This is a genomic window from Bradyrhizobium tropiciagri (assembly GCF_001189845.1).
In the GTDB taxonomy this organism is placed as follows: Bacteria; Pseudomonadota; Alphaproteobacteria; order Rhizobiales; family Xanthobacteraceae; genus Bradyrhizobium; species Bradyrhizobium tropiciagri.
In genome coordinates, this window is record NZ_LFLZ01000040.1 from 13668 (window position 1) to 25372 (window position 11705).

The window sequence follows — 11705 nt, forward strand, 5'->3', positions numbered from 1 at the left end:
GCGCCAATCGGACGAGCTTCAGCCGGGCCCCGACGGAAGGGAATTATGGATTTTTGCAATCTGCTGTGCGCGGCTGCGGCACGGCATCGGCCAGGGTGACCTGCATGTCGGGGTCCTGCTTCAGGGTATTTTTCAGAAAGGCGCGGACGGCGCGGATGCGCGGGGCAAATTGCAGGTCGCTGTGGACGTTGAGCCAGACCTCGCGAACGGTGCCGGCGAGGGCGGGCAGCACCGGGATCAGGTCGGGCCGCTCCCTGGTGGCAAAACTCGGCAGCATCACGATGCCGAGGCCGCCCGCCGCGGCGTTCATCTGCGCGATCATGCTGTTGGAGTGGAAGGCGATCTTCGGCTCCTCGATGACGTCGGCGAGCCAGCGCACCGAATCGACCTGGAGCAAGTCCTCTATATAGGACACGAACCAATGATCCCCGAGGTCGCGCAGGGTTTTGGGCACGCCGTGATTGTCGAGATAGTCCTGGCTCGCGAATAGGCCGAGCCGAAACTTGCCGATACGCTCCGAGATCAGGCCCGGCCCGGGTGGCCGGAAGAAGGACACGAACAGATCAGCTTCACGCTTATGGACATAGACCGTCTGGGCTGACGTGACGAGTTCGACGGAGAGTCGCGGCGCCGTGCGCCGCAGTTTGGCAAACCGCTGCGCCAGATAGAGCGAGGCGATCCCCTCCATGGTCGCGAGGCGCACGGTCCCGGCGAGCTCCTGGGTGTCGCTGGCGCTGGCCTCCTCGCGAATGGCGATCACAGCGCTTTCGACCCGCTCGGCGTGACGCAACAGCCGCTCGCCAACTTCGTTGAGCTTGAGCCCGGTGCGGTGGCGTTCGAACACCGCGATCCCGAGCGAGGCTTCCATCTGCGCGATGCGCCGGCTGACGGTGGAGTGGTCCAGCCGCAGCCGCTTTGCTGTTTGGCTCAGATTCCCGGCGCGCGCGGCACAGAGGAATACCCGCAGATCGTCCCAGTTGATCGTATCGAACATGACCTGCCTCCGGATTGCGGCCGTCGTCAGCAAAGCAATTCCCGTTCCAACGCGCGGCGGCTCCGATCCTTCGCAACCGACCTTGCGACAATTCCCATGCATGCCGGCGAGGCAAGGATGATACCGCTTCGCTCCCCCAATCCTAGCCGGGATTTTTCATATGCTTCCGCGCTTCAAGGCTGCTGCCGTCCACGCCTCGCCGGTGTTCCTCGACAGTCAGGCGACCACCGAGAAGGCGATCTCCATCATGCGCGAGGCGGCCAGGGCCGGCGCCGAGCTGATCGCGTTTCCGGAAACCTATATTCCCGCCTTTCCGGTCTGGGCGGCGCTGTGGCCTCCGATCGACAATCACGACCTGTTCGTGCGCATGGCCGAGCAATCCGTGCTGGTGGACGGGCCGGAAGTGGCGCGGCTTTGCGCCGAGGCGCGCGCCCTCGGCGTCACCTTCTCGATCGGCATCAGCGAGCGCTCGGCCGTCAGCGTTGGGGGGCTGTGGAATTCGAACCTGTTGATCGGCGAGACGGGCGAAATTCTGGTCCATCACCGCAAGCTGGTTCCGACATTCTACGAGAAGCTGGTGTGGTCATCGGGGGATGGAGCGGGCCTTTTGGTCGCACAGACACCGCAGGGCCGCATCGGCGGGTTGATCTGCGGCGAGAACACCAATCCATTGGCCCGCTTCGCGCTGATGGCGCAGGGCGAACAGGTGCACATCTCGAGCTGGCCGCCGATGTGGCCGACCCGACGCCCGGCCGGCGGCGGCAATTTCGACAACGTCGCCGCCAATCGCATCCGGGCCAGCGCCCACTGCTTCGAAGCCAAGGTGTTCGGGATCGTCACCGCCGGCTACATGGATGAGCCGATGCGCGCCTTCCTCATCGAACGCGACAGAGCCATCGCCGACGTGATCGACCGTACGCCACGTGCGGCGAGCTTCTTCGTCGATCCGACGGGGGTCGTGTTTGGCGATGAATTGCAGGATCAGGAGGGGATCGCCTACGCCGAGATCGATCTCGATCGTTGCGTCGAGCCGAAACAGTTTCACGACGTGGTCGGTTACTACAACCGCTTCGACATTTTTGGCGTGACGGTCGACCGCAGCCGGCTGACCCCGGCACGATTTCGCGATGAACAACAGCCAGGAGCGGAAGCGCAGGCGATCCTGTCCGTCGATGCCGACGCCGGATCGAACGGGCAGAGGATCGGTTAGCCCTCGATCCAGTCCTGTTGCCAACGCGCGCATGTCTGACTACGCTTTACCGGAGGTAGGACCCCAAGCGCTCTCGGCCGGACGCTCATGCCCAAATTCCTTCGCATCGGAGTCCATCAGTCGAACGTCTCCGGATACACGTCGAAGGCATGGTGCATTCGGCGGACTGGCTCGACGGTGTTCCTGAAGTGGGGCGCCGTGGAGGTCCAGGGTGCCGGAAGCGGGCGAAAGGTCTACTGGACGTTCCCTCCGCAGGAAAAGACCATTCGCTGCCGTACGGTGCAGCGTGCCCAGGATTACACCAAGGCGGCCGTCGCACGGCGGCGCAGCCATCGCTATGAACCGCTGACAGGAAATATCGCGAACCGGCGCCGAACCGCCGATCGAGGCTCGGAGCTCAAGCAGGCGCTCGCCACGATCCTGTTCGTCGATATCGTTCGATCCACCGAGAAAGCCGCCCGGCTCGGCGATTCGCGCTGGGCGACGGTGATGAACCACTATTATGCCGCCGTCCGCAGGGAGCTGAAGGCCCTGCGCGGCAAGGAAGTGGTGACGACCGGGGATGGCGTGCTGGCGACATTCGGCAAGCCGGCGGCCGGGATCCGTTGCGCGACCGCGATCCGCGAGGCCGTGCGCACGCTGGGGCTTGAGATCAGGATTGGGCTGCACGCGGGGGAGTACAAGGTGAGCGGGGCGGAGGTCATCGGTCTCGCGTTTCACATCGGCGCGCGCGTCGCGGCGAAGGCGCGGGCCGGCGAGGTGCTGGTCTCGAGCGCGGTCAAGGACCTGATGCTGGAGTCCGAAATCCGCTTCAAGGACCGCGGCGCACATCAGCTCAAGGGCGTGCCGGAGCGCTGGCGGCTGTACCGGGTCGAACATTAGGGCGCCGGAGCGACGCGTGCTCTCGTCATTCCGGGGCGCGCCTGTTGGCGCGAGCCCCCAGGTGCGCAAATGCGCACCGGGGAATGACGCTGGAGATTACGCTCAGGTGAAGGCGACCTCGATCCGGTTGTCGGCCTTGGCGGTGATCTTGCAGGCGCGCGACAGCGCGTCGGCGGCGATCGTGAGCTTGAACTGATCGGGAATCCCCGAGGTGGACAGCACCTCGATCGTCGCGGTGTCGCGCGACAGGCCGCGCACCGTGCAGTCGATCGTGGAATGGCCGGCGTTGAAGCTGATCGTGCCGGCCTTGAACACGCGCCGCGCGGTCGGCGCAATCGACGGCGCCCGGTCGACCCAGGCCAGCGCCTGATTGCGGCCGGCCTGCTTGGCGCCATACATCGCAAGGTCGGCGTTGCGCAGCACGTCGTCGAAGCAATTGCCCGGCGAGAGCACGGCGCCGCCGAGGCTGCAGGTCACGCTGACCGTGCCGGCCGGCGTCTCGATCCGTGTCGCCGCAACGGCAGCGCGCACCTTCTCGAGCACGCCCATCGCCTGGTCGAGCTTGGTGTGCGGCAGCAGGATGCCGAACTCTTCGCCGCCGAGCCGGCCGATCAAATCGGAGCCGCGCAGCGCGCCGCGCGCGGCCTCCGCCACTGCCGCCAGCACCATGTCGCCGACCGCATGGCCGTAGGTGTCGTTGACCTGTTTGAAGTGATCGACATCGAGCACCGCGCAGGAGAGCGGGCTGATATGGCGTGTCGCCAGCGCGGTCAGCCGTTCGCCTTCACCGCGGAAGGCACGCCGCGAGGAGCAACCGGTGAGGGCGTCCTGCATGGACAGGTTCCGCAGCTTCAATTCGTCGACCGCGATCTCGGCGAGATCGACCAGCATGCTGGTCGCCTCGGCGCCAAAATCATCGCGAGGGCGCGTGTCGATAGCGCACAGGCTTCCGATCACGACGCCGGACAGCTTGAGCTGTGCGCCGGCATAGAAGCGGACGAACGGTGCCCCGCGGACGAACATGTTGTCCGCGAAGCGGGCGTCGCGCAGCATGTCGGTAACGACCAGCGGCTCGTCCAGCGTGATGGTCACATTGCACGGCGCCGGCCGCCGGTCGGTTTCGCGCAGGTCAAGCCCGTCGGAGGCCTTGAACCATTGCCGGTGGCCGTCGATGAAGGTCAGCGTCGACATCGGCACGCGGAACATCTTGCGGCAAAGCGAGGTTAGCCGGTCAAACGCCTGTTCGCGCGGCGTATCGAGAATGTCGAGTTCCGCAAGCGTATCGAGGCGACGGGCCTCGCGATCATGCGCAGTGTGCATCGGGCTACCTCCGGCGGCGGCACCCTCGCCGAAAGGCGTTAATGCTGCGTTGACGCACTCGGCGGCGTTTGCCGTCGGCAGTTTCATCGCTCTTAGGCGGCGGTGGTGCAAAACACATGATGCGCAAACATGCTGCGACGGTGCTGACCGGAATCTTTTGCAGCCTGGTGACGTATTTCAGCGCCGCACGGCTCTACCAATGGGCCGAAACCGGACAGCTGGCGGTGCTGTCGCGGAAGACGCACGACCAACCCGAGTTTATTTCCTATGCCGACGATCGGCTCGGCTTCGTGCTGCTGTTCGCGCTCTATCTGTTTTTCCTCAAGAACGGACTGCACGGCATGCTGGTGACGTGCCGCGACGTCTGGGTGCGTGGTCGGGGTTGGGAACCGTGAACGACCTGATCCTTGATGTGCTCCAAGCTCTGGTCGAAACCATCTTCACAAGGACCGGTCGCGGGCTGTGGGGCCTCGTCGGCCTGCGGCCGTACAACATCGTGTCGATCATCAGCGGAATGTTATTTTGGGGCGCTGTCTTCCTGTTCGTCTACAGCAAGACTCACGGATAGCTCGCCGCGGCCTGAGCAGCAGAATCGGAGGTCTGAGTGACAAGGAAAGCGTTTCGTCAGAGCCTTGGGTCGCGCACCATCTTCACGCTGTTCGCATGCCTTCTGGCGGGCAACGTGACGATCGTGTCGGCTGCGCGCGGCGATGAAAGTTCAAGCGCTGACGCGCGCCGCGAGGCGCTTCGAGAGTGGGCCAACCTTGCCAATGGGCGTACGGATTTTGAGATCTCCGATCCGGCCATGGTGCCAAGACCGCTTGCGCTTGCGGCCGAACAATCTGGCTGCAAGTACAAGGATGACATCGAAAAGCTACCGGTTCGCTTCATGAAAGTGGCCGGCCGCCGTCTCGTGCTGATGTTCTGTCGCTTTACCGTGACGGGATCGCATCAAGCGTTCGATCTTTCCGACGTCAGCAGACCAAAACCACTGGAGTTCCCCTACATCGCGGAGCAGGGGTTCGGCACGACGGACACCCCGGGTTTCATCACGTGGAAGGATGACGCAGGCTTGTTGCAGGCCGAAACCTCATCGGACGAATGTCCCAGCTCACATCTGCGGCACGTCTATCGGCTGGGCGTGACCAATCGCGAAAGCCTTATCGTGGTTCGCGTCGAGGTCAGCGCGCCTGCGTGTGGCACGGGTCGGGAATGGACCACGATCTGGGAGGCGAAACCGTGGCCTGTGCCGGCGGGGGCTCGCTGACGCACTCTTGCCAAATTGGTTAGCCCCGATTAACCAGCCTTTCGCATCAACCTTGCCGTTTAAGACTGTCGCAATCGGCAATAATTATTGAGTATCTTGCGGCCGGCGATTCCCGTTAAGGGACCGTGTCGCCGCTTTGGCAAATTTTCGGCGATTTTTGGGGACATTGAACCGCATGTGCGGCATCGTCGGCATTCTTGGACGCGCTCCGGTCGCGGAGCAACTGGTGGATTCGCTCAAGCGGCTCGAATATCGCGGCTATGATTCCGCAGGGGTCGCTACGCTCGAGAACGGCGTGGTGGCGCGGCGTCGCGCCGAGGGCAAGCTGAGGAATCTCGAGGCCCGGCTGGAGGCCAAGCCGCTCGGCGGCCACACCGGCATCGGCCACACCCGCTGGGCCACGCACGGCCGGCCGACCGAGAACAACGCGCATCCGCACTCAACGGAACGCGTCGCCGTGGTGCATAACGGCATCATCGAGAATTTCCGCGAGCTGCGCGAGCACCTCGAAGCCAAGGGTGCGGCGTTCTCGACCGAGACCGACACCGAGGTCGTGGTGCATCTGGTCGACAATCTGCTCAAGGGCGGTGTCAAGCCGGTCGAGGCGGTGAGGGCGGTGCTATCGGAACTGCGCGGCGCGTTCGCACTCGGCTTCATCTTCGCCGGCGAGGACGATCTGATGATCGGCGCCCGCAACGGCCCGCCGCTTGCGGTCGGCCATGGCGACGGTGAGATGTATCTCGGCTCCGACGCGATCGCGCTCGGACCGTTCACCGACACGATCAGCTATCTCGAGGACGGCGACTGGGTGGTGCTGAACCGCAAGGGCGCCACCATCTTCGACAAGGACAACGCCATCGTCCATCGCGAGGCGATCAAGCACACGACGGCGACCGCGCTGGTCGACAAGGCGAATTATCGCCACTTCATGGCGAAGGAGATCCACGAGCAGCCGGAAGTGGTCGGGCACACGCTCGCCTGCTACGTCGACCTGGCGGCCGAGCGCGTCACCATGCCGGTCAAGCTGCCGTTCGACTTCAACGCCATCCAGCGCGTTTCGATCACCGCCTGCGGCACCGCGAGCTATGCCGGCTTCGTCGCCAAATACTGGATCGAGCGGCTGGCACGGTTGCCGGTCGAGCTCGATGTCGCCTCCGAGTTCCGCTACCGCGAAGCGCCGCTGCGCAAGGGCGACCTTGCGATCTTCATCTCGCAGTCGGGCGAGACCGCCGACACGCTGGCGGCGCTGCGCTACGCCAAGGCACAGGGCGCGCACACGCTGTCGGTCGTCAACGTGCCGACCTCGACGATCGCGCGCGAGAGCGAGACGGTGTTGCAAACGCTTGCCGGTCCCGAGATCGGCGTCGCTTCGACCAAGGCGTTCACTTGCCAGCTGATGGTGCTGGCCTCGCTCGCGGTTGCCGCCGGCAAGGCACGCGGCGAGCTGTCCGATGCCGACGAGGCCAGGCTGGTGCACAGCCTGGTCGAGATTCCGCGGCTGATGTCGGAAGCGCTGACCACCGAGCCGCAGATCGAGAAGCTGGCGCGCGAGATCTCGAAGTCGCGCGACGTGCTCTATCTCGGCCGCGGCACCAGCTATCCGCTGGCGCTGGAAGGCGCGCTGAAGCTGAAGGAGATCTCCTACATCCATGCCGAGGGCTACGCCGCTGGCGAGCTCAAGCACGGGCCGATCGCGCTGATCGACGAGCACATGCCGGTCGTGGTGATCGCGCCCTATGACAAGGTGTTCGAGAAGACCGTCTCCAACATGCAGGAGGTCGCCGCCCGCGGCGGCAAGATCATCCTGATGACCGACGCCAAGGGCGCCGCGGAGGCGACCATCCAGTCGCTGGTGACGATCGTGATGCCGGACATGGGGGCGACCTTCGCGCCGATGGTCTATGCCGTTCCGGTGCAGCTGCTCGCCTATCATACCGCCGTGGTGATGGGCACCGACGTCGATCAGCCCCGGAATCTGGCCAAATCGGTCACGGTCGAATAGTCGCAAGCCGGGCCGTCACGCGGCTCTTCAAAAATGCGACAGAATGGCTTAGCTGGGTGGTGGACTACGGCCGCTTCGACGACCTTGGAACCGCAATGACTTCCAACCAAGTGCCTCCCGTCACGGGTGATTTGCCCCCGGATGCCCCCCGCGGGCTGATGGCGCGTTTCCGGAACTATTTCCTGACCGGCCTGGTGGTCGCCGGGCCGGTTGCGATCACCCTGTACCTGACCTGGTGGTTCGTGAACTGGGTCGACAACCTGGTCCGACCGTTCGTGCCCACCGCCTACCGGCCGGAGACCTACCTGCCGTTCGGGCTGCCCGGTTCCGGCCTGATCGTCGCGGTCATCGCGCTCACGCTGCTCGGCTTCCTCACTGCCAACCTGATCGGGCGCACGCTGGTCGATCTCGGCGAGCGGCTGCTCGGGCGGATCCCTGCGGTGCGCGCGATCTATCGCGGCCTGAAGCAGGTGTTCGAGACGCTGTTCTCAGGCAACGGCTCGAGCTTCCGCCGCGTCGGCCTGGTCGAGTTTCCCTCGCCCGGGATGTGGTCGATCGTGCTGATCTCGCAGGCGCCGAGCGCCGAGCTGGCCGCGAGCTTCCCGGGAGAGGAGGAGCATATCTCGGTGTTCCTGCCGTGCGCCCCGAACCCGACCACCGGCTTCTTCTTCTACGTGCCGAAGAGCAAGATCATCGAGATCGAGATGAGCACCGAGGATGCCGCGACGCTGATCATGTCGGCCGGCGTGGTGCAGCCCGGCACCAACGACCAGAAGCGCGCCGCGGCGCTTGCCGGCATGGCCAATGCCGCGCGGATCGCCAACCAGGCCTCGTTGCAGCCGGCGGCGCCGGCCAAGGTCGAGGGCTGATGAGTTCCGGCGAGACGCGCGAGCCATCGGGCGAGGGCGCGCGGTTGCTCTCGCCCGACGAAGCCAGCCGCGAGCTGGAGCAAGGCGGCGTGACGCTGATCGATGTCGGCGAGCCCTGGCAGTTGCGCGAGCGCGGCACCATCGCGGGCGCGCGCAATATCAGCCACGAGGAGATCGCGGCCGTCGCGGCTTCAGATTCCGCACTCGGCGATCGCGCGCAGCCGATCATCCTGACCTGCGGCGGTGGCGGCAAGGCCAAGCGCGCCGGGCAGGCGTTGCGCGACATCGGCTTCGAGAATGTCTCAGTGATCCAGGGCGGTTGCCGCGGCTGGCAGGCCGCGGGACACGAGCTGGTGCGTGTTGCGGGGTCCGGCGACGAGACTGCCGGTAGCTCATCGTAATCCTCTCCCCGTCATTGCGAGAAGCGAAGCGACGAAGCAATCCATCGTTCCGCATTTGCGGAGCCATGGATTGCTTCGCTGCGCTCGCAATGACGGTGGGGAGGGGCCGATGATCAAACTATCAGATCAGCGTGTCGTAAAGGTCGTTCCAATCCGGGTTCAGCGCCTCGATGAGAGCGATCTTCTTTGCCCGGCTGCCGGACTTGATCTGCTTTTCCCGTGTGATCGCGTCGTACATCGTTTCGTGCAATTCGTACCACACCAGCAACTTGCAGCCGTACTTCGCCGAGAAGCCCTTCACCAAGCCCTCGCGATGTTCAAACGAACGCTTCGGCGGATTGGCGGTAACGCCCGTGTAAATGGTGCCGTGACGCTTGTTGGCAACAATGTAAACGCACGGTTGCTTCACAGCGTTCTCCCCAGCTGTACCCTATACCGTCATTGCGAGGAGCGATAGCGACGAAGCAATCCATCTGTCCCCGGGTTGAACCATGGATTGCTTCGCTGCGCTCGCAATGACGATGAGGAAGCAGCTCGCCGCTGCAACGAAGGGCGAAACCAGCTATCCCGCGCCGATCAGCGGCACGGCTTCGTCGCGTTCGTAGAGGTAGAGTAGGACGCGCAGTGCTTCGCCGCGCTCGCCTTTCAGCTTCGGATTGTCCTTCATGATCCGCAGCGCCTCGTCGCGGGCCTGCGTGATGAGCTGGCCGTGCACCTCGGAGCGGGCGATGCGGTAGCCGGGCAGGCCGCTCTGGCGGATGCCGAGCACGTCGCCTTCGCCGCGCAGCTTCAGGTCTTCCTCGGCGATCCGGAAGCCGTCCGTGGTCTCGCGGATCACCTTGAGCCGCGCCTTAGACATCTCGCCGAGCGGCTCCCTGTAGAGCAACAGGCAGGTCGAAGCCTCCGAGCCGCGGCCGATGCGGCCGCGCAATTGATGCAGTTGCGCGAGGCCAAAGCGTTCGGCGTTCTCGATCACCATAATGGTCGCCGCCGGCACGTCGACGCCGACCTCGACGACGGTCGTTGCGACCAGGAGCCCGATCTCGTGCGCGGCGAACTGCGCCATCACGCGATCCTTCTCGGCACCCTTCATCTGACCGTGCACGAGGCCGACGCGATCGCCGAACCGCTGCTGCAAGCTCTCGAAACGCTCGGTGGCGTTGGTGAGGTGCTCGGTGCCTTCGGCTTCGGATTCATCGACCAGTGGGCAGATCCAGTACACCAGCTTGCCGGCGCCGAGCGCGCGGCCGACGCCGTCCATGACGTCCTCGATGCGGCTCATCGGCACCGCGCGGGTGTCGATCGGCTGGCGGCCGGCGGGTTTTTCGCGCAACTCGGAGACGTCCATGTCGCCAAAGTAAGTCAGCACCAGCGTGCGCGGGATTGGCGTGGCGCTCAGCACTAGCACGTCGACGGCCTCGCCCTTGGAGGTCAGCGCGAGGCGCTCGCGCACGCCGAAGCGGTGCTGCTCGTCGACCACGGCGAGCGCCAGCGCCTTGTAGATCACGTCGTCCTGGATCAGCGCATGCGTGCCGACCAAAAGGTCGATCTCGCCGGCCTCGAGCTGTGCCAGCAGTTCGCGGCGCTCCTTGCCCTTCTCGCGGCCGGTGAGGATCGCAACGCGCATGCCGGCGCTCTCGGCGAGCGGCGCGATGGTCTTGATGTGCTGGCGCGCCAGGATTTCGGTCGGCGCCATCAGCGCGGCCTGCTTGCCGGCCTCGGCGACGGCGGCCGCCGCCAGCAGCGCCACCACGGTTTTGCCGGAGCCGACATCGCCCTGCACGAGGCGCAGCATGCGTACGGGTTGTTGCAGGTCCGCGATGATTGCCGCGACGGCCTTCTGCTGCGATTTGGTCAGCGCATAGGGCAGCGCATCGATGATCCGGTTGCGCAGATGGCCGTCGCCGGCATTGCGGACGCCGGCGGGACGGCGCAGCGTGGCGCGGACCAGCGCAAGCGCGAGCTGGCCCGCGAGCAATTCGTCGAACGCAAGCCGCGACCAGAACGGTCCATCGGGCAGGATGTCGGTCAGCTCGACCGGAACGTGGACGCGGGTCAGCGCCTCCCGGATCGGCGGGAAGTTGCAGCGGCGCAGCACCTCGGGGCTGATCCACTCCGGCAGATCCGGCAGCTTGGTCAGCGCCTGGGCGATGGCGCGGCGGAGCGAGCCGATCGCCAGCCCCTCGGTCAGCGGATAGACTGGGTCGATGCCGGAGAGCTTGGCAAAGCCGGCCTCGTCGACGACGCGGTCGGGATGCACGATCTGCGAGATGCCGTCATACATCGCCAGCGTACCGGAGACGTAGCGCTTCTCGCCGACTGGCAGCAGCTTCTCGACATAGCCGGGCTGGGCGCGGAAGAAGGTCAGCACCACGTCGCCGGTGTCGTCGCTGGCATAGACGAGGTAGGGCGCGCGCGAATTGCGCGGCGGCGGCGGGCGATGACGGTCGACGGTGACCTCCAGTGTCACCATGGTTCCGACCGCGGCATCGCGAATCTTCGGCCGCGCGCGGCGATCGATCACGCTCGCCGGCAAATGCAGCAGCAGATCGACGAGCCGCGGCGTCTCGCTGCGGTCGAGCAGGTAGCGCAACAGCTTGTCCTGCTTCGGGCCGACGCCCGAAAGCGTCGTGACCTGGGCAAACAGCGGATTGAGCAGGGCTGGGCGCATCGGTGCCTTTACACACGACTCACGGCATGCGCGCAAGGAAACCCCAAAAGGCGGCGAATGAGGGCTGACATCGGCCTCCGCCATCGCTA

The 11705-nt window shown here is 65.2% G+C and carries 12 protein-coding genes; 8 read left to right on the forward strand and 4 right to left on the reverse strand.

Features of this window, described 5'->3' with window-relative positions; all coding sequences use genetic code 11:
* Positions 1-43 precede the first annotated feature (43 nt).
* Complete coding sequence (locus AKN84_RS27285) at positions 44-994, reverse strand: LysR family transcriptional regulator (RefSeq protein ID WP_050423697.1); 951 nt, start codon at positions 992-994, stop codon at positions 44-46.
* Between the two features lie 160 nt (positions 995-1154).
* On the opposite strand from AKN84_RS27285, the gene AKN84_RS27290 reads away from it, so the two are divergent.
* Together AKN84_RS27290 and AKN84_RS27295 are read left to right on the forward strand one after the other, a co-directional pair.
* Positions 1155-2204, forward strand: a complete 1050-nt coding sequence (locus tag AKN84_RS27290; RefSeq protein ID WP_050423650.1) for a carbon-nitrogen hydrolase family protein — start codon at positions 1155-1157, stop codon at positions 2202-2204.
* Positions 2205-2291: 87 nt separating this feature from the next.
* Positions 2292-3086 carry an adenylate/guanylate cyclase domain-containing protein gene (locus tag AKN84_RS27295; RefSeq protein ID WP_050423651.1) on the forward strand — a complete coding sequence of 265 codons (795 nt, stop codon included), beginning with the start codon at positions 2292-2294 and terminating at the stop codon, positions 3084-3086.
* A 102-nt stretch (positions 3087-3188) separates the two neighbouring features.
* Here the strand turns inward: AKN84_RS27295 and AKN84_RS27300 are convergent, their stop codons facing one another.
* Entirely contained in the window at positions 3189-4406 is a 1218-nt protein-coding gene (locus AKN84_RS27300; RefSeq protein ID WP_050423698.1) for a GGDEF domain-containing protein, read from the reverse strand.
* Between the two features lie 116 nt (positions 4407-4522).
* On the opposite strand from AKN84_RS27300, the gene AKN84_RS27305 reads away from it, so the two are divergent.
* The 6 genes from AKN84_RS27305 (at position 4523) to AKN84_RS27325 (ending at position 8945) form a co-directional block, all read left to right on the forward strand.
* Positions 4523-4801, forward strand: a complete 279-nt coding sequence (locus tag AKN84_RS27305) for a hypothetical protein (RefSeq protein ID WP_050423652.1) — start codon at positions 4523-4525, stop codon at positions 4799-4801.
* A complete protein-coding gene (locus tag AKN84_RS47480; RefSeq protein ID WP_157863341.1) occupies positions 4798-4974 on the forward strand; it encodes a hypothetical protein in 177 nt (58 codons plus the stop codon). Before AKN84_RS27305 ends, AKN84_RS47480 begins: the two co-directional genes overlap by 4 nt.
* Before the next feature lie 36 nt (positions 4975-5010).
* Positions 5011-5673, forward strand: coding sequence for a hypothetical protein (locus AKN84_RS27310; protein WP_050423653.1), 663 nt, complete (start codon positions 5011-5013; stop codon positions 5671-5673).
* Positions 5674-5848: 175 nt separating this feature from the next.
* Positions 5849-7675: a glutamine--fructose-6-phosphate transaminase (isomerizing) gene (glmS, locus tag AKN84_RS27315; RefSeq protein WP_050423654.1), complete on the forward strand. Its 1827-nt coding sequence runs from the start codon at positions 5849-5851 to the stop codon at positions 7673-7675.
* A 95-nt stretch (positions 7676-7770) separates the two neighbouring features.
* Positions 7771-8544 (forward strand): DUF502 domain-containing protein, encoded by a 774-nt coding sequence (locus AKN84_RS27320; protein WP_050423699.1) that lies wholly within the window; start codon positions 7771-7773, stop codon positions 8542-8544.
* The gene (locus AKN84_RS27325; RefSeq protein ID WP_050423655.1) at positions 8544-8945 is read left to right on the forward strand and encodes a rhodanese-like domain-containing protein; all 402 of its coding nucleotides are present in this window, start codon (positions 8544-8546) and stop codon (positions 8943-8945) included. The genes AKN84_RS27320 and AKN84_RS27325 overlap by 1 nt, the downstream gene beginning before the upstream one ends.
* A gap of 121 nt (positions 8946-9066) precedes the next feature.
* On the opposite strand, the gene AKN84_RS27330 is transcribed toward AKN84_RS27325, so the two are convergent.
* Together AKN84_RS27330 and recG are read right to left on the reverse strand one after the other, a co-directional pair.
* Positions 9067-9354: a GIY-YIG nuclease family protein gene (locus AKN84_RS27330; protein WP_050423656.1), complete on the reverse strand. Its 288-nt coding sequence runs from the start codon at positions 9352-9354 to the stop codon at positions 9067-9069.
* Positions 9355-9507: 153 nt separating this feature from the next.
* Positions 9508-11616, reverse strand: coding sequence for an ATP-dependent DNA helicase RecG (gene recG / locus AKN84_RS27335; RefSeq protein ID WP_050423657.1), 2109 nt, complete (start codon positions 11614-11616; stop codon positions 9508-9510).
* Positions 11617-11705 lie beyond the last annotated feature (89 nt).

Excerpts from the sequence above, each read along its gene's own strand:
- AKN84_RS27300 (WP_050423698.1), bottom strand. The coding sequence starts at position 4,406 with ATGCACACTGCGCATGATCGCGAGGCCCGTCGCCTCGATACGCTTGCG.
- AKN84_RS27305 (WP_050423652.1), top strand. The coding sequence starts at position 4,523 with ATGATGCGCAAACATGCTGCGACGGTGCTGACCGGAATCTTTTGCAGC.
- AKN84_RS27295 (WP_050423651.1), top strand. The coding sequence starts at position 2,292 with ATGCCCAAATTCCTTCGCATCGGAGTCCATCAGTCGAACGTCTCCGGA.
- AKN84_RS27290 (WP_050423650.1), top strand. The coding sequence starts at position 1,155 with ATGCTTCCGCGCTTCAAGGCTGCTGCCGTCCACGCCTCGCCGGTGTTC.
- AKN84_RS27320 (WP_050423699.1), top strand. The coding sequence starts at position 7,771 with ATGACTTCCAACCAAGTGCCTCCCGTCACGGGTGATTTGCCCCCGGAT.
- AKN84_RS27325 (WP_050423655.1), top strand. The coding sequence starts at position 8,544 with ATGAGTTCCGGCGAGACGCGCGAGCCATCGGGCGAGGGCGCGCGGTTG.
- glmS (WP_050423654.1), top strand. The coding sequence starts at position 5,849 with ATGTGCGGCATCGTCGGCATTCTTGGACGCGCTCCGGTCGCGGAGCAA.
- AKN84_RS27285 (WP_050423697.1), bottom strand. The coding sequence starts at position 994 with ATGTTCGATACGATCAACTGGGACGATCTGCGGGTATTCCTCTGTGCC.
- recG (WP_050423657.1), bottom strand. The coding sequence starts at position 11,616 with ATGCGCCCAGCCCTGCTCAATCCGCTGTTTGCCCAGGTCACGACGCTT.